This is a genomic window from Duganella levis (genome assembly GCF_009857605.1).
Lineage (GTDB): Bacteria > Pseudomonadota > Gammaproteobacteria > Burkholderiales > Burkholderiaceae_D > Rugamonas > Rugamonas levis.
The window spans coordinates 135,255-152,818 of sequence record NZ_WWCT01000015.1 but is presented as its reverse complement, the minus strand read 5'-3'; the positions used below and the strand labels follow the sequence as shown (position 1 = coordinate 152,818).

The 17,564-nt window shown below is 63.1% G+C and carries 18 protein-coding genes; 13 read left to right on the top strand and 5 right to left on the bottom strand.

The features are described from left to right. Positions 1-76: 76 nt before the first annotated feature. The 4 genes from GTP69_RS18590 (at position 77) to GTP69_RS18575 (ending at position 6,678) form a co-directional block, all read left to right on the top strand. Positions 77-580, top strand: coding sequence for a gluconokinase (locus GTP69_RS18590; protein ID WP_229261035.1), 504 nt, complete (start codon positions 77-79; stop codon positions 578-580). A gap of 96 nt (positions 581-676) precedes the next feature. Continuing rightward, complete coding sequence (locus GTP69_RS18585) at positions 677-2,020, top strand: MFS transporter (protein WP_161056251.1); 1,344 nt, start codon at positions 677-679, stop codon at positions 2,018-2,020. Between the two features lie 9 nt (positions 2,021-2,029). Next, positions 2,030-4,402 (top strand): GH36-type glycosyl hydrolase domain-containing protein, encoded by a 2,373-nt coding sequence (locus GTP69_RS18580; protein WP_229261034.1) that lies wholly within the window; start codon positions 2,030-2,032, stop codon positions 4,400-4,402. A 32-nt stretch (positions 4,403-4,434) separates the two neighbouring features. Further along, a complete protein-coding gene (locus GTP69_RS18575; RefSeq protein ID WP_161056250.1) occupies positions 4,435-6,678 on the top strand; it encodes a beta-glucosidase family protein in 2,244 nt (747 codons plus the stop codon). Positions 6,679-6,720: 42 nt separating this feature from the next. On the opposite strand, the gene GTP69_RS18570 is transcribed toward GTP69_RS18575, so the two are convergent. Further along, a complete protein-coding gene (locus tag GTP69_RS18570; protein ID WP_161056249.1) occupies positions 6,721-7,560 on the bottom strand; it encodes a substrate-binding periplasmic protein in 840 nt (279 codons plus the stop codon). Positions 7,561-7,687: 127 nt separating this feature from the next. Here GTP69_RS18570 and GTP69_RS18565 point away from each other — a divergent pair, with 127 nt between their 5' ends. Beyond that, entirely contained in the window at positions 7,688-8,899 is a 1,212-nt protein-coding gene (locus GTP69_RS18565) for an esterase/lipase family protein (protein WP_161056248.1), read from the top strand. On the opposite strand, the gene GTP69_RS18560 is transcribed toward GTP69_RS18565, so the two are convergent. The 3 genes from GTP69_RS18560 to GTP69_RS18550 all read right to left on the bottom strand — a co-directional run bounded on the left by GTP69_RS18560 (position 8,896) and on the right by GTP69_RS18550 (position 10,269). Next, positions 8,896-9,153 (bottom strand): hypothetical protein, encoded by a 258-nt coding sequence (locus tag GTP69_RS18560; RefSeq protein ID WP_161056247.1) that lies wholly within the window; start codon positions 9,151-9,153, stop codon positions 8,896-8,898. The genes GTP69_RS18565 and GTP69_RS18560 overlap by 4 nt on opposite strands. Positions 9,154-9,554: 401 nt before the next feature. Further along, positions 9,555-9,845: an RnfH family protein gene (locus GTP69_RS18555; protein ID WP_161056246.1), complete on the bottom strand. Its 291-nt coding sequence runs from the start codon at positions 9,843-9,845 to the stop codon at positions 9,555-9,557. Next, the gene (locus GTP69_RS18550) at positions 9,835-10,269 is read right to left on the bottom strand and encodes a type II toxin-antitoxin system RatA family toxin (RefSeq protein WP_161046127.1); all 435 of its coding nucleotides are present in this window, start codon (positions 10,267-10,269) and stop codon (positions 9,835-9,837) included. Before GTP69_RS18550 ends, GTP69_RS18555 begins: the two co-directional genes overlap by 11 nt. 75 nt (positions 10,270-10,344) lie before the next feature. Here GTP69_RS18550 and smpB point away from each other — a divergent pair, with 75 nt between their 5' ends. The 3 genes from smpB (at position 10,345) to GTP69_RS18535 (ending at position 12,207) form a co-directional block, all read left to right on the top strand. Next, positions 10,345-10,794 carry an SsrA-binding protein SmpB gene (gene smpB / locus GTP69_RS18545; protein WP_161046128.1) on the top strand — a complete coding sequence of 150 codons (450 nt, stop codon included), beginning with the start codon at positions 10,345-10,347 and terminating at the stop codon, positions 10,792-10,794. A 163-nt stretch (positions 10,795-10,957) separates the two neighbouring features. After that, positions 10,958-11,653 carry a hypothetical protein gene (locus GTP69_RS18540; protein WP_161056245.1) on the top strand — a complete coding sequence of 232 codons (696 nt, stop codon included), beginning with the start codon at positions 10,958-10,960 and terminating at the stop codon, positions 11,651-11,653. Further along, the gene (locus GTP69_RS18535) at positions 11,653-12,207 is read left to right on the top strand and encodes a FlgO family outer membrane protein (protein WP_161056244.1); all 555 of its coding nucleotides are present in this window, start codon (positions 11,653-11,655) and stop codon (positions 12,205-12,207) included. Before GTP69_RS18540 ends, GTP69_RS18535 begins: the two co-directional genes overlap by 1 nt. Here GTP69_RS18535 and GTP69_RS18530 read toward each other — a convergent pair. Beyond that, complete coding sequence (locus GTP69_RS18530; RefSeq protein WP_161056243.1) at positions 12,204-13,040, bottom strand: NAD-dependent protein deacetylase; 837 nt, start codon at positions 13,038-13,040, stop codon at positions 12,204-12,206. The two genes, GTP69_RS18535 and GTP69_RS18530, sit on opposite strands and share 4 nt — an antisense overlap. Positions 13,041-13,127: 87 nt before the next feature. Here GTP69_RS18530 and GTP69_RS18525 point away from each other — a divergent pair, with 87 nt between their 5' ends. The 5 genes from GTP69_RS18525 to GTP69_RS18505 all read left to right on the top strand — a co-directional run bounded on the left by GTP69_RS18525 (position 13,128) and on the right by GTP69_RS18505 (position 17,562). Next, positions 13,128-13,682: an RNA polymerase sigma factor gene (locus GTP69_RS18525; RefSeq protein WP_161056242.1), complete on the top strand. Its 555-nt coding sequence runs from the start codon at positions 13,128-13,130 to the stop codon at positions 13,680-13,682. 8 nt (positions 13,683-13,690) lie between these two features. Further along, positions 13,691-14,416, top strand: a complete 726-nt coding sequence (locus tag GTP69_RS18520; RefSeq protein ID WP_371868008.1) for a zf-HC2 domain-containing protein — start codon at positions 13,691-13,693, stop codon at positions 14,414-14,416. After that, positions 14,413-15,723: a S8 family peptidase gene (locus GTP69_RS18515; protein WP_371868007.1), complete on the top strand. Its 1,311-nt coding sequence runs from the start codon at positions 14,413-14,415 to the stop codon at positions 15,721-15,723. Before GTP69_RS18520 ends, GTP69_RS18515 begins: the two co-directional genes overlap by 4 nt. Then, positions 15,720-16,415 (top strand): TorF family putative porin, encoded by a 696-nt coding sequence (locus tag GTP69_RS18510; RefSeq protein ID WP_371868006.1) that lies wholly within the window; start codon positions 15,720-15,722, stop codon positions 16,413-16,415. Before GTP69_RS18515 ends, GTP69_RS18510 begins: the two co-directional genes overlap by 4 nt. Before the next feature lie 70 nt (positions 16,416-16,485). Beyond that, positions 16,486-17,562, top strand: a complete 1,077-nt coding sequence (locus tag GTP69_RS18505) for a TIGR03118 family protein (RefSeq protein WP_161056239.1) — start codon at positions 16,486-16,488, stop codon at positions 17,560-17,562. The last annotated feature ends 2 nt before the right edge of the window (positions 17,563-17,564 follow it).

The following is a 17,564-nucleotide window of genomic DNA, read 5'->3' as shown; positions in this document are numbered from 1 at the left end:
CGATATTCCTTTACAATTTTTCCAATTTGTCTAAACTCGCTGGAAACTGTTAGCGCTATCATGTATTTGCAAATCAATGACTAATCAAACACAAACTCGCTGGGTGGTAATGGGCGTCAGCGGCTGCGGCAAGAGCTCGGTCGGATTGCAGCTGGCCGGTGCGCTGGATGTGCCCTTTCTGGAAGGTGACACCTACCATTCCTACGCCAACGTCGCCAAGATGACGGCCGGCGTGCCGCTGACCGACAGCGACCGCGCCGACTGGCTGCAGGCGCTGCACCAGCAAATCCGCGACGCCCGCCTCAAAAACAGTGGTCTGGTGCTGTCCTGCTCTTCGCTGAAACGCCGCTACCGCGACCTGCTGCGAAGCGCCGATCCGGAATTGCGCTTCGCCCATCTGGCCGGACCGCGTGAACTGATCGCCAGCCGCATGGCCGCGCGCAAGGATCACTACATGCCGACCACGCTGCTGGACAGCCAACTGGCCGCGCTGGAACCACTGCAAGATGACGAAGCCGGCATCGTGCTCGACATCGGCAAGCCGCCGGCCGAGCTGGTCCAACAGATTTTGCACACATGATAGTTACCGCTATCAAAAACAGGCTCTCTCCGGAACGGCAACCCGTTCCGTTCAGGCAGTGATAACCTTGCTGCCTGCTTTTACATGCGCTTGACGATGACAGTGAACAAACAACTGACCTGGCGGGAAAAAATCAGCTACGGCGTGGCCGACATGGGCTTCAATTTCTATTGGACCAATATCGCCACCTTCCTGCTGATTTACTACACCGACGTGTTCGGCATTTCTGCCGCCGCCGCCGCGTCGATGATGTTCACGATCAAAATCATCAACGCCTTCACCGATCCGATGATCGGCGCCGCCGCCGACCGCACCAGCACGCGCTGGGGCAAGTTCCGCCCCTATCTGATCTGGGTGCCGCTGCCGCTGGCCTGCGCCGCCGTGCTCACCTACACCACGCCCGACCTGTCAGCGGACGGCAAGATCATCTGGGCCTACGGCAGCTACCTGGCCATGATGGTCTGCTACACCTGCATCAACATCCCGTACAACGCCCTGTCCGGCGTGCTGTCGGCCGATCCGCAGGAGCGCTCCACCGTCAACGGCTTGCGCTTCATCTTCGCCTTCGCCGGCGGCACCGTGGTGACGGCGGCCACGCCGGCGCTGGTGCACTGGCTGGGCGGCGGCAACGATAAGCTGGGCTGGCAGCTCACCATGCTGACGTGGAGCGTGTTTGCCTCGCTGCTGTTCGTGCTGACTTTCCTGAACACGCGCGAGCGCATCGTGCCGGTCTCCACGCAGCAGAGCAACGTCTGGCAGGACGTCCGCGACTTGTCGCAGAACCGTCCCTGGGTGGCGCTGTTTTTCCTGGCGCTGATTATCATGATCACCATCACGCTGCGTACCAGCAGCGCGGCCTACTACTTCAAGTACGTGGTGCAGCGGCCCGAGTTGATGACGACCTTTGTGCCGGCCTATATGCTGTCGGCCGCCGCCGGCGCCTCGCTCACGCCGTTGATGACGCGCTTCGTCGACAAGAAGAAGCTGATGATGATACTGATGACGATTACCGCCGTGCTGTCGTCGGCCTTCTTCTTCGTGCCGAAGGACCAGGTATGGCTAATGTTCGCGCTGCAGATCGGCATGGGCCTGGCGCTCGGCCCCAAGTCACCGCTGGCCTTCTCCATGTACGCCGACACCGCCGACTACAACGAATGGCGCACCGGCCGCCGCGCCACCGCCATGACCTTCGCCGCCGCCACCTTCTCGCAGAAGCTGGGCACCGCGATTGCGGTCGCGGTGATCGGCTCGATCTTCACCCAGCTGGGCTACGTCGCCAACGCCGTGCAAAGCGCCGGTTCGCAGGCGGGCATCGTCTGGCTGATGTCCTTTATTCCGGCCGCCTTCGCGCTGCTTGCGGTGGCCGTGATGTTCTTCTATAACCTCGATAACAACAAGCTGCTGCAGATCCAGGCGGATCTGGAAGCGCGCAAGATCTGACGGAGAGTGATGATGCTACGCCCAACCCACAACGGCGACCGCTACGAATTGAACAGCCCCACCGCGATGCCACAGGCGGCGGGCTTCCTGTGGAATCAGAAGATGATGATACAGGTCACCTGCCGCGGCTACGCCACCGCGCAGTTCATGCAGCCGGAGCCTGCCAAGTACGCGCACGCGCCCAATCTGGAGGCCAAGACCTTCATGCAGCCGGAGCAGAACTACTACGCCCATCATCCGGGCCGCTTCTTCTACATCAAGGATGAGGAAACCGGTGAGGTGTTCTCGGCGCCATATGAGCCGGTGCGCGCGAAGGTGGACAGCTACGCCTTCTCGGTTGGCAAGGCCAATCTGGCATGGACCGTCGAGCACCTGGGCATACGGGTGGAACTAACTCTTGGTTTGCCGGTGGCGGACGTGGTGGAGTTATGGTCGCTGCGCGTGACCAATCTGTCGGGCCGCGCGCGCAAGCTAAGTCTCTACCCCTATTTCCCGGTCGGCTATATGTCGTGGATGAACCAGTCGGGCGAGTATCGCCCGGACCTGGGCGGCGTCGTGGCCAGCAGCGTCACGCCATATCAAAAGGTGGCGGACTACTTCAAACAGAAGGACTTCAAGGACAAGACCTACTTCCTGTGCGAGCAAGCGCCGGATGCATGGGAGGTGCGCCAGTCGGCGTTTGAAGGCGAAGGCGGTTTGCATGCGCCATCCGCCATCACCGCAGAGCAGATGGGCAATAGCGACGCGCGCTACGAAACGCCGACCGCCACCGTGCAGTACCGCGTCACGCTGGCCGATGGCGAAGCGCGCGACTACCGCTTCCTGTTCGGCCCCGCGTTTGACGACGCCGAAATCCAGGCGGTGCGCGCCAAGTACCTGAGCGCCAAGGCATTCCAGTCCACCGCCGACGACTACGCCGCCTACGTCGCCAGCGGCCATGGATGCCTGCGCATCGAAACGCCGGACGCGGACCTCGACAACTTCGTCAATCACTGGCTGCCGCGCCAGGTGTTCTACCACGGCGACGTCAATCGCCTCAGCACCGATCCGCAAACCCGCAACTACCTGCAGGACAATATGGGCATGAGCTTCATCAAGCCCAGTGTGATGCGCAAAGCCTTCCTGCACGCGCTGTCGCAGCAGGAAGCCACTGGCGCCATGCCGGACGGGATTTTGCTGACCGAAGGCGCGGAGCTCAAATACATCAACCAGGTGCCGCACACCGACCATTGCGTGTGGCTGCCGGTGGCGCTCAAGGTCTACCTCGACGAAACCGCCGACTACGACATCCTCAACGAAGACGTGGTGGGCACGGAAACCGGCATCGCCCTCACCGTCTCCGAACGTGTGAGCAGCGCCATGGACTGGCTGCTACAGGCGCGCGACAAGCGTGGCCTCAGCTACATCGCCCAGGGCGACTGGTGCGATCCGATGAACATGGTCGGCTACAAGGGCCGCGGCGTGTCCGGCTGGCTGACCGTGGCCACCGCCTACGCGCTCAATCTGTGGGCCGAGATTTGCGAGACCAGCGGCGCCAGTTCCTCGCTGGCCGAAAGCGCCAAGCATTTCCGCGCCGGCGCGCGAAGCGTCAACCGCGCCGCCAACGAACATCTGTGGGACGGCGACTGGTTCGCGCGCGGCATCACCGACAACAACGTCACCTTCGGCATTCGCAAGGACCAGGAAGGCCGCATCTGGCTTAACCCGCAGGCTTGGGCCATTCTCGGTGGCGCCGCCAATGCCGGCCAGCGCGCGTCGATGGTGTCGCAAGTGGAGCAACAGCTGGTGACGCCGTACGGCGTGCAGATGTTTGCGCCGCCGTTCAGCGCCATGCGCGACGATGTCGGCCGCGTCACCCAAAAGCACCCGGGATCGGCGGAGAACGGCGCGGTGTACAACCACGCGGCGATCTTCTACATCTACAGCCTGTACACGATCAACGAAAGCGACCGTGCCTACGAGCTGCTGCGCCGCATGCTGCCCGGCCCGAGCGAAGCCGATTACCTGCAACGCGGCCAACTGCCGGTGTTCATCCCGAACTATTATCGCGGCGCATACCACGAGTATCCGCGTACCGCCGGCCGTTCCAGCCAGTTGTTCAATACCGGCACCGTGTCGTGGGTCTACCTGTGCTTCGTCGAAGGCCTGTGCGGCTTGAAGGGCAGCAGCGACGGCCTGACCATCAAGCCGCAACTGCCGTCGCATTGGGACGGCATCAAGGTGGTGCGCCAGTTCCGCCACGCGACCTTCAACGTGTCTATACAACGCGCCGACGTCGACGAAATACAGGTGTGGCAAGACGGTAAGCGTTTGACTGAAAACGTTATCAAAGGTATCGTTGCGGGCGGAGCATACGCGTTGGAGGTTCTCATCCCACGCTAAATTAACTTAAAATTATAAGGACACTGTATCGTATGAAGAAGCGTCTCTGGCTGTCTCTGGCACTGGCTTATCCACTCATGTTGACCGGCGCCCACGCCGCAGACGCACCGCAACCCTGGCTCGACGCCAAGCAGTCGCCCGACGTGCGCGCCGACCAGCTGGTGAAGGCGATGACGCTGGATGAAAAAATCCAGACCGTGTTCGCCTACTTCTCCACCGAATTCTCGCCGAAGAAATACGAGCAGCCGAAAGAAGGCCGTCCCGATTCCGCCGGCTATGTGCCGGGCATCGCGCGCCTTGGCCTGCCGCCGCAGTGGCAGTCGGATGCCGGCGTTGGCGTCGCCACGCAAGCAGTCTCCAAGAAACCGTATGAGCGCACTTCCCTGCCTTCCGGCCTGGCCACCACCGCCACGTGGAATCCGCAACTGGCCTTCGCCGGCGGCGCGATGATCGGCAGCGAGGCACGCAGCACCGGCTTCAATGTGCTGCTGGCCGGCGGCGTCAATCTGATGCGCGAACCGCGCAATGGCCGCAACTTCGAATACGGCGGTGAAGATCCGCTGCTCGCAGGCGTGATGGTCGGCGAACAGATTCGCGGCATCCAGTCGAACCACATCATTTCGACCGTCAAGCACTACGCCTTCAACGACCAGGAAACCAACCGCAATCACATCAACGTCAAGATCGCCGACAAGGCCGGCCGCATGTCGGACCTGCTGGCGCTGCAATTCGCCATCGAGCGCGGCGATCCGGGTTCGGTGATGTGCGCGTACAACCGCGTCAACGGCGACTACGCCTGCGAGAACGACTACCTGCTCAACGAAGTGCTGAAGAAGGACTGGAAATACACTGGCTACGTGATGTCCGACTGGGGCGCGACCCACTCCACCATCCCGGCCGCCAACCGTGGCCTGGACCAGCAGTCCGGCTTCCCGTTCGATAAATCGGGCTACTTCAATGAAGCGCTGAAGGAAGCAGTGGTCAACCGCCACGTGCCGGAAGCGCGCCTGAACGACATGGTCAAGCGCATCACCCGCACCATGTTCGCGCACGGCGTGGTCGAGCATCCGGTGTCGACGCCGACGTCGGCGGATGCCGGCATCGACTTCGCCGCGCACGGCAAGGTGACGCAAGCCGACGCCGAAGAAGCCATCGTGCTGCTGAAGAACCAGAACGACCTGCTGCCGCTGGCGGCCAGCGCGCGCAATATCCTCATCATCGGCGGCCATGCGGACGTCGGCGTGCTGTCGGGCGGCGGTTCGGCGCAAGTGTATCCGAAAGGCGGTTCGGCGGTGCCGAATGAAGGCCCGGCCTACTTCCCAGGCCCGATCGTCTATCACCGCTCGTCGCCGATGGGCGAACTGGCTGCGCTGACCAAGGCCAAGCTAACCTACAACGACGGCAAGGACGTCGCTGCCGCCGCCAAGCTGGCAGCCGGCGCAGATGTCGTCATCGTGTTCGGCAACCAGTGGATGGCCGAGAGCTTTGACAGCGACGACCTCAATCTGCCGAACAAGCAGGATGACCTGATCACCGCCGTGGCCAAGGCCAATCCGAAAACCGTGGTGGTGCTGCAAACCGGCGGCCCGGTGGTGATGCCATGGCTGAACGACGTTGGCGCGGTGCTGGAAGCCTGGTATCCGGGCACCAACGGCGGCGCCGCGATTGCGCGCGTGCTGAGTGGCGAAGTCAATCCGTCCGGCCGTCTGCCTGCCACCTTCCCGGCTTCGCTGGCGCAGCTGCCGCGTCCTAAGCTGGATGGCGATGCCAAGACCAAGGATGAGAACATCATCGAGAAGGTCACCACCGACTACAACATCGAAGGCGCGGCAGTCGGCTACAAGTGGTTTGACCTGAAGGGCCACAAGCCGCTGTTCCCGTTCGGTTACGGCCTGTCGTACAGCAGCTTTGCGCTTGAGGGTTTGAGCGCCAAGCCAGCCGGCAACGGTATCGAGGTCAGCTTCAGCATCAAGAACACCGGCAAGCGCGATGGCAAGTCGGTGGGCCAGGTGTACGTGTCGCCGGTCAGCGGCGGCTGGGAAGCGCCTAAGCGCCTCGGCGGCTGGGACAAGCTGGCCGTGAAGTCCGGCGCCAGCGGCAAGGCCACGGTGAAGATCGATCCGCGTCTGCTGGGCGTGTACGACAGCGCCAGCAAGACCTGGAAGATCGCCGCCGGCGAGTACCTGGTGACGCTGGCCGAATCGGCCGGCGCCAAGCCAGCTGCCAGCGTCAAGGTCAAGCTGGCCGCCAAGACGGTAGACGTCAACGGCCGCTAATCGCGGCGCATGCTGCACGGCTTGCGGGCCGTGCAGCGTTCCTCACTCCGCCGCCGACAACGCCGCCACCAGCGTCGCCGGTCCTGGCCGGAACAGCCGCTTGACGGTGGCTTCATCAAAATATTTGGCGTAGATGTCGCGCACGCGCTGCTCTTCTGTCATGGTCTTCAGCGCCGCCGCATAATGCCGGCGTGCCGCTGGCGAAATGGTCTGCTTCGACAAATAGATACCGGTGAACTGCGGCGCCGATTCCGGCAGCGGCACAATCACGGCTGGCGTTGACAGGTGGATCTGCTTCAGGTATTTGTTATAGATGGGCGGCGAGGCCAATGTGCCTTCCGCGCGGCCCATTTCCAGCTTGCCGAACACGGTCTCGAAATCGTTCACCACTTCCAGTCGCCCGGCGGCGGCCAGCAGCGCCAGCTGGGTTTCGATCGCGCTGTCGTAGGCCACGCCACGCGTGACATTGAGCCGTCCCGTGCCGCGCGCGACAAAGTCACTCAGGCTGACAAACGGGCTGCCGTCCGGCTCCGTCAGCACCAGATCGTATTGCAGCCAGGCGTAAGGCAGATAGCTGGCGTAGGCGTCGCGCTCCGGCAGGCGCAACGAGCCCATCGTCATGTCGACGTGTCCCGCTGCCAGCTCAATGAACAGACGCTGGCGCGGATACCAATGGAATTCGAACTTGCAGCCGGTGCGGCGCGCCACCTCATTGGCGATATCGACGGCGATGCCGCCAATCCGGCCCTGCTCGCGGTAAGAGGTGTAGCCGAGATCGCTCAGCCCGACGCGCGTGACGGTCGGACACGCGGACTCCGCTTGCGCAACGGGCAGGCTAAACCAGAAGCTGGCGACCAGGAGCAACTGCTTGCGTCTCATCATGAACTCTTGCGGTGGATAACGATGAGTGTATCTTATGCGCGGGTAATGGCGCGAGAAAGCCTCACGCCTGCAAACCTTCTTTGCAACAGTGCAAGGCGCTGCTCGAAGACAGCGGTACACTTGGCGCATGCCACTCACTCCCAACAAGCAAGCCGAATTGCAGCGCGCTTTACAGGACGCGATGGACGATCACGCCCTGCTGGCAGCCATGCCGGACTTGCAGCCGATGCTGGGCACGCCGCCGCTGCCGGCGGCCTTGATATCGGACAGCGAGCTGCACATCGTGCGGCACCAGGATAGCGGCTGCGTGCAATTCGTATTTCCGGGTGAAGCCGGCCCGGCGTCGGGGCTCACGCTGTCGGCGCAATCGGGCTGGGACTGGATCGTGCAAGCCACGGTTAACGCCGGGGTGCAGATGACGCAGGCGATGATCGACAAGATCGAAGCGCACCATCAGCCGGAACGTCTGCTGGCGCTGCGCCACGGCTACGGCCAGACCGCGACCCCGGCCGAACTCGGCGCGGCGCGCGGGCGCAAGGTATTGCTGCTGGTGCACGGCGTATTCAGTTCGACCCAAGGCGCGTTTGGCGACCTCGATCTGCAACCGCTGCTGGAACGTTACGAAGGCCGCGTGTTCGGCTACGACCACTGGACCATCGGCCGCACGCCGCAGCAGAACGCCATGAACCTGCTGCACCGGCTGCCGGCGAATGCGGGCTGGGAGGTGGACATCTTATGCCACAGTCGCGGCGGGCTGGTAGTGCGTTCGCTGCTGACCGACGGCATGGCCGACATCGTTCGGGCACGCGCCGGACGCATCGCCAAGGTTGGCAAGGTGATGTTTGTGGCGGCGGCCAACCAGGGATCGCCGCTGGCTTCACCGGAAGAGATCAAGCACTTTCTCAACGTGGCAGCGTTGCTGGCGTCGTTCAGCGGCAGCATGGCGCTGGATCTGGTGATCGGGCTGGCGCGAATGGTGGTGTCGCTGGGCTTTGCGCAGCCGAGTGTACAAGCCTTGGCCAGCGACTCGGCGCTGATCGAGCTGCTGAACCGCAGCGGCACACTGCTGACCAGCGCCAGCAACTACTACGCCCGCGCCAACTTCGACTACGGCGATTCCGTGCTGGAACATGCCGGCTCCCTGCTCAGCAGCGTGCTGATCGACAGCGCCAACGACATGGTCGTCCCCTACGACAGCGTGCTGCTCCCAAACGCCGCGCCCGACACCGACCACATGCTGAGCTTCGGCAGCGCCGAACAAAAACAAACCACCGTCTGGCACACCGACTTCTTTCGCCAACCCGCCACCCGCGATTTTCTATTGCACAACCTGCGTTAGCCAACTACGCGAGAGCGCCGTGCGCTAAGAACTTGCAGATAATGCTGTTTTAACTCCATTTCAAACCGCTCAGGATTGGCATTGACGTACTCAAAAAACTTCCATATTTCAGCATTGGGATTCGGCTCGCCAGTGAAATATGTGGGAACTAAATCCTTAATGTCATCGTCTACGCCGCCGACGAGCATCGGAGCCTCGCCGAGCAAGTATTGGCGAAACTCCTCAATGCCTTTTAACACCGATTTAGTATCCATAACGTCACCTCCTAAAAGTTCGACATCTAACCTTTGAAAAAGTTCCGAAATCGCTGGAGAAACGGCAGCGAACGTACAATCTGCGGTTCAACTCTGAGCACTTCCAGAAAACACGCAGCATGGAACAACGGTTCGTAAGAGTAATAAATAATGCAGCCACAGTAATCAAGCCCCCGTGAGTTTCGTGAGCCTGACAATTTTTTGCCAATCTCTGGCTCTTCAGTTAGCAGCGCCTTCAACGCTCGAAACTCAATCGCACTCAAGCACTCGTACAAATGACGAGAGAAGTCTGCCGCATAAGCAAACTGCACAGGACGCAATTGTTGGGATGTCATGGCGGCCACCGTCGAGGCGTTGATAGCCTATGATGGGCCGAGATGCATGAGCCCCTGTGATCTACATCAACCGGGCGCGGGGGCTTTGCGGCGGCGGCGGGCGTGTTTGGGGTCGGCGATCAGGGGGCGGTAGAGTTCGATGCGGTCGTGGGCGCGCAGGATGGTGTCGAGCGGCTTTTTCTTGGCGTAGATGCCGGTTTGTAGCTGGCTCAGGTCCAGGCCCGGCACTTCCTGCAACACGCCGCTCAGGGCGACGGCCTGCTCCAGCGTGGTGCCGGCCGGCACCTGCAGGTCGCGCAGGAATTGCGCGCCGTCGCTGGCATAGCACACCTGGATCGCGAAAGTCTCAGCCGCCATACACCGTTTCCGCCCGTTTGCAGAAGGAATCCACCATGCTGTTGGCAATCATGCCAAACACCGGCCCCACCAGCTTGTCCAGCAGCCCGCTGGAGAACTCATAGCGCAAATCCAGCTCGATCTTACAGGCATCCTCGCGCAGCGCTTTAAACGTCCATACGCCGTCCAGGCACTTGAAAGGACCGTCCACCAGCTTCATCTTGATCTGATCCGGCGGCGTGTTTTCGTTCGACGTGGTAAAACTCTGCTTGACGCCGTGATAGTTGATGCCGACGCTGGCCACTACCGTGTTGCCATTGCGTTCACGGATCTCGACACCACCGCACCACGGCAGGAATTTGGGATAGTCCTCGATCCGGGCCACCAGATCAAACATTTGCTGTGCGCTATAACCAAGGAAAACTGATTTGTGTACTACTGCCATTGTCTAACCATTTGCTATGATGTTGAATTATTCGCGTCTCACGGCGCGCAGCAGTAGTTTAACCGATACCCACTCATGACCATAGCCGACAACAAAAAAGCCTTTTTTGACTACTTCATCGAAGACCGCTTCGAAGCCGGGATCGTGCTCGAAGGCTGGGAAGTCAAGGCGATCCGCGATGCCCGCGTCCAGATCAAGGAAGCCTACGTCACCATCAAGGGCGACGAGCTGTACCTGTTCGGCGCCCACATCAGCGCCCTGCCGACCGCCTCCACCCACATCAGCCCGGAAGCCGTGCGGACCCGCAAACTGCTGCTGCACCGCCAGGAGATCGACAAGCTGATCAGCCGGGTGACGCGCTCCGGCTACACCCTGGTGCCGCTCAACCTGCACTACAAGGGCGGCCGCGTCAAATGTGAAATCGGCCTCGCGAAGGGCAAGAAAATGCACGATAAACGTGCCACAGAGAAAGATCGCGACGGCAAGCGCGAGGTCGAATCGGCGATGAAGACCAATCGCCGCTAAAACTGTTGCGCGCCCCGTACACAACCCGGTCCCGTACCGGGTTTTTTATCGCCCGGAGAATTTCTAATTAGAAACATCCATGCTAAACTGGGTGCAGAATGATTTTACATTCGCGGCCACCGGCTGGCCGCGAGCAGACTGGACTTTTGAGGACGAGGCTATCATGGCGCTGAAAACTGCAATGGCTCTGGCAGCCGGGCTAACGCTGCTGGCGGGATGCGCATCGCGCTACACGCCCACGCCGCTGGCCGCCAACTTCCCCACCACCAAGCAAGCCAAGCTGCAAGCCGCCTACCACTGGGGCGTGATTTCCGACAGCATCGAGAAGCGCGTGGTGGCCGAGCTCAAGAAAAGCCCGCCGCGCCCGGTCTACATCAATGAACCGAAAGATCCGTCGGCCTTCCAGCGCGCGCTGGCGACCCAGCTGACCACCTCGCTGGTGAATGACGGCTATGTGGTGTCGCGCACCGCCGCCGGTTCGCTCAAGGTCGAGATGGACGTGCAGGCAGTGACCTTCAGCGCCAACCGCCCGCAATACCGCTACCACGGCGACCGCGCCATTCTCGGCAGCGGCGTCTGGCTGTTGAGCGAAATCGAAGCGCCGGTCTTGGCCAACGTGGCTGTGGGCGCCGGCGCCTGGGATGCCTACGACTGGTTCAACGCCCAGTTCGCCCCCGGTGATACGCCGAAGACCGAGATCATCGTCACCGTCTCCGTGTCCGACCAGTACCGCTACCTGGCGCGCAACACTTCCGCCTACTACGTGGCCGACAGCGACCGTATCCTGTACGGCATTGTCGATCCCAAGCCCGAAGAACCTAAACTGACCCGTACCTTCCAGGTGCGCGGAGATATTTGATGCTGACGAAATCCTTGGCGCGCGCTGGCGTGCTGGTCCTGCCGCTGCTTCTGGCGGCCTGCTCCTCGACGCCGAAAAGTGAAGAAGGCAACTACTCCACCATTTCGTCCAACCAGTTCATCAACGCCAACTACAAGGCCGCTGACGCGCTGTTGCAGCAACTGAGCGGCAAGCTGGTGGCCGACAAACCGCTGATCGTCGCCACCATGGTCAACATCGATGCACTGGACCAGACCACCACCCTGGGCCGACTGGTGTCGGAGCAGGTGTCGACCCGCATGGCGCAAGGCGGCTTGAGCATGCTGGAAATGAAATTGCGCAACAGTGTCTACCTGAAACGCAACCAGGGCGAACTGATGCTAACGCGCGAAATCGGCGAAGTGGCCACCAGCCACAACGCGCAGGCCATCGTGGTCGGTTCGTATGCGGAAACCAGCGACATGGTGTTCATCAACATCAAGGTGATCCAGCCGAACACCAACTTCGTGCTGGCCGGGACCGATTACGTGCTGGCCAAGGAAGCCATCGTCCGCTCGATGTTGCAGCGGAACTAAACTAGCAGCGGCAGGATCTCCACTGCCGACGCCTCCACTTTCAAGCCGATCAGGTCGTCCGCCCGGGTTTTGCCCAGGTTGATGGCCGCGATCGGCTTGTTGGTTTGCGCCGCCAGCTTGGCGAAGCGGTAGCCGGAAAACACCATCAGCGACGAGCCGACCACCAGCACGGCATCGGCCTCGTCGGCCCATTGCAGGGCGTCGGCGGTGCGCTGCGGCGGGATGTTATCGCCGAAGAAGATCACGTCCGGCTGCAGGACGCCGCCGCAGGCCGCGCAGGTCGGCAGCTGGAAATCCTGGAATTCGTCCAGTTCCACTTCCGCATCCCCGTCCGGGCGGGCTTCCGGCACCACCTCGCCAGCCGGCCCGGTCGGCACCAGCGACGGATTCGCTTGCGCCAGCCAATCCTGGATCGCGGCGCGCGGATGGACGGCGCGGCACTCCAGGCACAGCACGCCGTGGATGTTGCCATGCAGCTCGATCAGCTTGCGGCTGCCGGCAGCCGTGTGCAGCCCATCGACGTTTTGCGTGATGATGCTATGGATGCGGCCCGCCTGCTCCAGCGCCGCCAGCGCATGGTGGCCGGCATTCGGCGCGGCGCCGGCCAGGGTGGGATAGCCGGCCATGCTGCGGGCCCAGTAACGGCGCCGCACAGCCTCGGATTTGCGGAAATCCGGCCCCTGGATCGGACTGCGGCCGCGCCGCACGCCGTCCTTGTCGCGGTAGTCGGGAATGCCGGACGCCGTGCTCAGGCCGGCGCCGGTCAGCACCAGCACGCGCTCATGGCGCTGCAGGAAAGTGTTCAAATGGTCGATTTGCTGGTTCAGGTTCATATGCGCATGGTAGCCTAAAAATTATTTCCCGATTTGTAGAACCATTTGCGTCCGGCAAGGTATTAACCGGACAAATGGAGAAAGTGGATGGCCTTGGATTCAGATGACGCACTACTGCTGGGCAGGATCGCCGCTGGGGACAGGCACGCCTTCGAAACGCTGTATCGCGCGTATTTCCCGCGCCTGTCGCGTTTTGCCGGCCGCATGGCGCGCAATCCGGCGCTGATCGAGGAAGTGGTCAATGACACCATGTTGGTCGTTTGGCAAAAAGCCGCCAGCTTCGATGGCAGCTGCAAGCCCTCCACCTGGATTTTCGCGATTGCCTACCGCAAGACGCTGAAGGGTCTGAAGCTGACCGACGACCCGGTCGAGTCGGATGCCTCCTTGTACGAAGATGAGGGCGACCGCCAGCCGGAACAAGTGCTGAGCCGCCAGCAATTGCAGCAGACCGTGGCCGACGCGCTGGACGCGCTGCCACCGGCGCAGCGGGCGGTGATGGTGCTGACTTATTATCACGATATGGCGTATGCCGACATCGCCGAGATTGTCGAATGCCCATTGAACACGGTCAAGACGCGCATGTTTCATGCGCGGCACCGATTGAAGGATTTGTTGTGGAACGAAAGAGAGAACAGCCAATGAACGGGCGCGTGTTCAGACTGGATATCCCGGTGCACCAGGCGGTGCAGGAGTTGCTGCCGTGGTATGCGTCGGCGCAACTGTCGGCGGACGAAGCGCGGCGCGTGCACGAGCATCTGCAAAGCTGCGGGCAGTGCCGCCATGAGCTGGAATGGGAGCATGGCATGCGTGCCGAAGCAGCCGCCGAGGCAGGCAGCCTGCCGGCCGGCGTCGATATGGAAGGCGCACTGGCCAGACTATTGCCGGCGCTCGGCCCACAGGAACGAAACGGCGCCTCGCCAGCACTCCCGCTGGCCGCCGCCGCACCTGACGCCCCAACCGCCAACGATGGCGCTGAAGACCGCGTCGACAGCGCGCCGCGCCGCCTGCCGTGGTGGCGCACGCCGGCCGCCAATCAGCCGTCGTGGCTGCGCTGGGCGGTGGCCGCGCAATGGGTGGCGATCATCGGTCTCGGCGCGCTGGTGCTGCGGCCAGATGCCGATTCCGCTGCCTACCGCACGCTGGGCGCCGGCGCCGCAGCCAAGGGTAATATGGTGGTGGTATTCCAGCCCGACACCAGCGAACGCGAACTGCGCCGCATCCTGCAAGCGCAAAACGCCCGCGTGGTCGACGGCCCGACCGTCACCGACGCCTACCTGCTCAGCGTGCCAGCGGCTGGCCGCGACCAGGCATTGCAGGCTCTGCGCGCCGAGTCCGCCGTCAAGCTGGTGGCGCCGCTGGACGGCGGCACACCGTGAACACCGTCTGCAGCCGGCTGTTACTGTGCCTTGCCTGCCTGACATGGCTTGCGGCTGGCGCAGCGCATGCCCAGGACGACACACCAGCGGAGCCAGCAGTCACCATCGTCGCCAACGATAGCGGCGAGCATCAGTTGCTGGTGATGCTGCGCCTGCCCGCCGCCCACTACCGTCCGGACGCCAGCTACGGCGGCCGCTACCTGGACGACAGCGGCCGCAGCGCGCGCCACCGCCGCGCCGAGCAGCTGGCGCAGCAGCACGGCCTGGCGCTGCTGGACGACTGGCCGATGCCGGTGCTGGGCATCGACTGCTACGTGATGCGCTATCCAGCGCACGAAAGCGCCGAACACATGATCGCCGTGCTGACGCAGGATCCGCAGGTGGCGTGGGCCCAGCCGGTGGCAAGCTTCAGCGGCCTGGGCCAGGCGGACACCGCGCCCGCCGGCGACGCCCTGTACCCGGTGCAGCCGGCCGCCCGCTACTGGCACGTGGCCGAACTGCACCGCTATACCACCGGCCGCAACATCAAGGTCGCCGTGGTCGACAGCGGCATCGACGCCAGCCATCCCGACCTGCTGGGCCAGTTGGACGTCAACAGCAATTTTGTCGATGCCGGGCCGACGCCGGCGGAAAACCACGGCACGGCGGTGGCCGGCATCATCGCTGCCAAGGCCGGCAACGGCGGCATCCTTGGGGTGGCGCCGCAGGCGCGGCTAATGGGTTTGCGGGCCTGCTGGCAATTACCCGACCAGGCCACCCGATGTAATAGCTTCACCCTCGCCAAGGCCATCAACTACGCCATCCTGAATGGCGCCAGGGTCATCAACCTCAGCCTGTCCGGTCCGCCCGACAGGCTGTTGGACCGTCTGCTGGACGCAGCGCTGGAGCGCGGCATCGGCGTGGTGGGCGCGGTCGACCCGCAGAACGCCGGCCCGGCCTTCCCGGCCGGCCACCGCGGCGTGCTGGCGGTGGCCTCGCAAACACGCAACGGTAGCAGCAATCGCGCCGTTGGTCAGACGCGGCCTGAGCCGCCCCTGTTCGCACCCGGCAACGACATTCCCACCAGCGCCCCCGGCGGCCGCTGGACCTTTGTCAACGGCAGCTCGTATGCGGCGGCGCACGTCTCCGGCATGCTGGCATTGCTCGACGAACTACAGCCCGACACCTCGCCCGCACAATTGCGCCAGCTACTGCAACCGGCGCCGACGCTCAACGCTGGTAACATCGACGCATGCGCCACCATCTCCCGCCTCGTCCGCCATTGCCAGTGCACGCTCCCCCTGTCACAAAGCGGCGCCGCACCGTGACAGCAACGTGGCGCGCGTTCGCCTGGCTGGCGCTGCTGCCGCTGCACAGCGCCATGGCGCAAGTGGAACTGAGCGGCAGCGTTGCATTGCAATCGGAATACCGCTACCGCGGGCAGTCGCCAGGCAACAGCGGCGCAGTGCCGCAGCTGACGCTCAACCTGGACAGCGCCAGCGGCTGGTACCTGGGCGGCTTCGCCAGCGCCGTGACCATCGGCGAGCAGACCGGCTACAAGCTGCAAGGCTATGCAGGCTTTGCGCAGCGGCTGCGGTCCGGCTGGAGCTGGGAACTCGGTTGCAGCCACACCGCCTACACGCAGCTGCATACCAACGATTTCCACGAGTGCTATGGCGGCCTGTCCGGCGAGCGCTTCAGCGGCCGGCTGTACTACGCGCCGCGCTACCTCGGCTACCCGGCGCACACGGTGTATGCGGAAGCCAACTTCTTCTATCCCCTGCACCCCTCCGTCAACCTGATTGCGCATGCCGGCCTGCTGCGCAATCTCAGCAAGGGCGTGTGGCCCGGCATACCCGCCACCTCGCGCTATGACGCCCGGCTGGGCATCAGCGTCCCTCTGGGCGACTGGACCTTACAGCTGGCGCGCGAACAGGGCCAGGACGACGGCATGCGCTACAGCTGGTATCCGCTCCATCCGTCCAAATCGTGGAGCATGAGCGCCAGCTACGCGTTCTGAAAAAAGGGAACCACGCGGGCGCGGACTGGAATTAACAGCGCATCAACCAGTCCAAACGAAAGGAAACGCCATGCGCACAGTTCTCTCCTTCTCGCTGGCCGCCAGCCTGGCCGCCTGCGGCGGCAGTGATTACGGTAGCAGTCCCCCGCCGGTCGCCCAGCCACCGATGGCCAGCAACACCCTGTTCACCGTCACCAGCCTGGTGGTCGACAGCGGCGCCAGCGCCGCCCACACCGACGCCAAACTGATCAACTCATGGGGCATCGCCTTCAATCCGACCGGCTTCGTCTGGGTCGCCAACAACGGCAGCAGCAGCTCCACGCTGTATGACGGCAACGGCGTGCCGCAATCGCTGGTGGTGGCCACGCCGGTCGCGCCGACCGGCATCGTCTTCAACGGCAGCAGCGACTTCAAGATCACGCAGAACGGCGTGAGCGCCGCCAGCCCGTTCATCTTTGCCGGCGAAAACGGCAGCATCGCCGCCTGGTCGCCGACGGTCAACCGCAACAATGCGCTGACCGTGGTGGACGGCGCCGGCGCGCAGGCAGTGTACAAGGGACTGGCCATCGCCACCTACAACAGCGCCAATTACCTGTACGCCACCGATTTCCACAACAACCGCATCGACGTCTACGACGCCGCGTTCAATAAAGCGACGCTGCCAGGCGGCTTCAAGGACGCGTCGCTGCCGGCCGGTTATGCGCCGTTCGGCATCCAGACGGTCGGCGACCGCATCTACGTCAGCTACGCGCAACGGGAAACCAACGGTGACGACGACGTCAAAGGCGCGGGCCTGGGCGCGATCGATGTGTTCGACACCGCCGGCAACCTGGTCAGGCAACTGGTACGGGGCGGCGCGCTGAATGCGCCGTGGGGCATGGCGGTGGCGCCGTCCAACTTCGGCACCTACAGCGGCAAACTGCTGGTGGCGAACTTCGGCGATGGCAAGATCAACGCCTACGACACCGCCACCGGCGTCATGACCGGGACCGTCACCAAGGCCGACGGCAGCGCGGTGGTGATCGACGGACTATGGGGGATCGCCTTCGGCCCCGGCGTCAACAGCCAGCCGACCAACACGATGTTCTTCACCGCCGGTCCCGGCGATGAGGCGCACGGCCTGTACGGCCGGCTCGACATGATGTGATG

Coding starts and splice junctions, on each gene's coding strand:
- GTP69_RS18590 (WP_229261035.1), top strand. CDS start 77: ATGACTAATCAAACACAAACTCGCTGGGTGGTAATGGGCGTCAGCGGC.
- GTP69_RS18585 (WP_161056251.1), top strand. CDS start 677: ATGACAGTGAACAAACAACTGACCTGGCGGGAAAAAATCAGCTACGGC.
- GTP69_RS18580 (WP_229261034.1), top strand. CDS start 2,030: ATGATGCTACGCCCAACCCACAACGGCGACCGCTACGAATTGAACAGC.
- GTP69_RS18575 (WP_161056250.1), top strand. CDS start 4,435: ATGAAGAAGCGTCTCTGGCTGTCTCTGGCACTGGCTTATCCACTCATG.
- GTP69_RS18570 (WP_161056249.1), bottom strand. CDS start 7,560: ATGATGAGACGCAAGCAGTTGCTCCTGGTCGCCAGCTTCTGGTTTAGC.
- GTP69_RS18565 (WP_161056248.1), top strand. CDS start 7,688: ATGCCACTCACTCCCAACAAGCAAGCCGAATTGCAGCGCGCTTTACAG.
- GTP69_RS18560 (WP_161056247.1), bottom strand. CDS start 9,153: ATGGATACTAAATCGGTGTTAAAAGGCATTGAGGAGTTTCGCCAATAC.
- GTP69_RS18555 (WP_161056246.1), bottom strand. CDS start 9,845: ATGGCGGCTGAGACTTTCGCGATCCAGGTGTGCTATGCCAGCGACGGC.
- GTP69_RS18550 (WP_161046127.1), bottom strand. CDS start 10,269: ATGGCAGTAGTACACAAATCAGTTTTCCTTGGTTATAGCGCACAGCAA.
- smpB (WP_161046128.1), top strand. CDS start 10,345: ATGACCATAGCCGACAACAAAAAAGCCTTTTTTGACTACTTCATCGAA.
- GTP69_RS18540 (WP_161056245.1), top strand. CDS start 10,958: ATGGCGCTGAAAACTGCAATGGCTCTGGCAGCCGGGCTAACGCTGCTG.
- GTP69_RS18535 (WP_161056244.1), top strand. CDS start 11,653: ATGCTGACGAAATCCTTGGCGCGCGCTGGCGTGCTGGTCCTGCCGCTG.
- GTP69_RS18530 (WP_161056243.1), bottom strand. CDS start 13,040: ATGAACCTGAACCAGCAAATCGACCATTTGAACACTTTCCTGCAGCGC.
- GTP69_RS18525 (WP_161056242.1), top strand. CDS start 13,128: ATGGCCTTGGATTCAGATGACGCACTACTGCTGGGCAGGATCGCCGCT.
- GTP69_RS18505 (WP_161056239.1), top strand. CDS start 16,486: ATGCGCACAGTTCTCTCCTTCTCGCTGGCCGCCAGCCTGGCCGCCTGC.